The sequence below is a fragment of the Occallatibacter sp. genome (assembly GCF_049802275.1).
Taxonomy (GTDB): Bacteria; Acidobacteriota; Terriglobia; order Terriglobales; family Acidobacteriaceae; genus Telmatobacter.
On record NZ_JBARMD010000658.1, the window covers coordinates 1 to 1,912 of the forward strand.

Here is a 1,912-nt window from a genome sequence, read left to right on the forward strand (position 1 = left end):
GCTTCAAGATGTGTCCCCAGCGCACTTCTCGCTGGGGACACATCCTATTTGCGCCCTTCCCGGTCGCGACGAGAGCTGAGATTCCCAGGTCCTGCAACTACTTTCTCGGTGCGAATTTTGAAGCGAATTCAGTATTTTGTTCTAGGACCAAAGTGATGGAGTCATCGAAAACTTGATGAAACTGCACGATTGGTCATCATCTCGATTGGAACGACACGAGGAGAAAAAATGCCCATCGAGTCTGAGCGGCTGCGGGTGACGAACCTTACGCGCGGCACCGAATTAGCTGGCAACGCAGAGGTCGCCAAGAGTGGAGGTAAAAGATCGAAAGGCCTGCTGGGGCGCAAAGGTTTGGCGCCCGGGGAAGGACTATGGATTGTGCCCTGCGAGGCAATCCACACATTCTTCATGCAATTTGATATCGATCTCGTTTACCTTGATCGGAAACATCGGATCAAGAAAGTTGTGAGCAGCGTCTCTCCCTGGCGATTGTCGGCTTGCATCTCCGCTCACTCGGTACTTGAGCTGCCCTCCGGGATTGTTCGTGAATCACAATCTCGCCCGGGTGATCTCGTTGAGTTCTCGCCACTGCTGGAATCGAAAGGCTAGCCAAGGGGTTGATTCTGTTACTGGGCTGGTACTGGCGTCCTGGTGGCTTCCTCATTTAGGCATCCGAGAAGGAAGGTCGGCCGAGATTTCTCAGGCACGAAACTCCTCGATGCGACTCCAGAAGGCGTCCGACATCGCCGCCTTGGCAATTGCTCCTCGCCCAAGGCGGCAAGTCAAACGTGCTGCTCGCACGTATCCGGGGCTCTCGCCTTGTTCGGAAATCGGCGCACAAGCACCCACAAATAAAAGGAAGCCAAAGCCAGAAGGATGGCCGGTATTGGACGAGCAAATAGGGCCACAACTGTGTTGAACGGCCCGCCAACCGCAGGCACTTGCCAATTCTTAGTCAGAATCTCAAGCATTCCCAGGGGAATCGCTGCGGTAATCAGGATCGCAATGGAATTCAGGAAGAGTGCGATTCCGCCAAGCCATCCGCCTTCAGCAAGGAGCATCGTGCAAGCGGGAATTGTCAGAATCAACAGTATTGCGTCATGTGGGCGATGGTAGACGGGCAGCATGGTGAGAGGCGCGATGATGGCAACAGCGAGGTAGTCTCTCGATAAAGAGGAGCGAGACCGTAAAGTAACAACCATCCAGCCGACCAGAAGAGATCCGCTGATCACGTAGGCGAGGGTGTTGTAGAGACGAGGATCGCTGCTAAAGACGCTGGTCAGGGTTTGAAGATCGATAATCGTACCGGCCCCACTCTTGCTGATGGTGCTGGTTATGGGGTCCGAGATGGGTGAAGAGTTCGACGAGTTAATTTCGCCCGGGGCTGAGGGAACGGCTAGATTAGCCGACAGCTCCTGCATCCAGTGAGGCGAGACATGGAAAATCCACAGGAGGGCCGGCAATGCCAGTGCGACTGTAAGTGCCAGCGTTTGCAACGCCCGTTTCCGATGCACTCCGCCCGCCAAAAGAAAGTAGAGCCAGACCAGGCCCGTATCGTGCGGCTTCAACTCCAGGCTCAATGCAAGACAAAAGACTCCCACGTACACATATTTTTCCTCTACAAAGCACCAGACCGCTACCAGGCAGAGTCCAATGGCTAATCCGGCCGGGTTCCCGCCGGCAAACACAATTCCGCAGTTAGCAAGCACTAAGGCGACCAGATAGAAAGCGGCATTCGGCGCGTATTCTTGTGCTAACGTCCATACAAGAAAAGCTGCAATCGAAATTGTTCCGACTGTGAAGGCCGACCAGAGCAAATATGCATGCGACGATTGCAGCAAAGCGAATGGCGCCATACAGAAATATGCAGTGGGGAAGTAAACCTGTTGAGCAACTACTCGCGGAATCTCGT

The 1,912-nt window shown here is 54.1% G+C and carries 2 protein-coding genes; one reads left to right on the plus strand and one right to left on the minus strand.

Translation table 11 applies throughout. The features are described 5' to 3' along the window. The first annotated feature begins 228 nt into the window (after positions 1-228). A complete protein-coding gene (locus tag WA354_RS22035; protein ID WP_472815173.1) occupies positions 229-609 on the plus strand; it encodes a DUF192 domain-containing protein in 381 nt (126 codons plus the stop codon). A 173-nt stretch (positions 610-782) separates the two neighbouring features. On the opposite strand, the gene WA354_RS22040 is transcribed toward WA354_RS22035, so the two are convergent. Continuing rightward, on the minus strand, positions 783-1,912 hold a 1,130-nt coding region (locus WA354_RS22040; protein WP_472815174.1), incomplete at its 5' end, for a hypothetical protein.

What these genes read in the sequence shown, in the direction of transcription:
- WA354_RS22035 (WP_472815173.1), top strand. Translation starts at nt 229, where the DNA reads ATGCCCATCGAGTCTGAGCGGCTGCGGGTGACGAACCTTACGCGCGGC.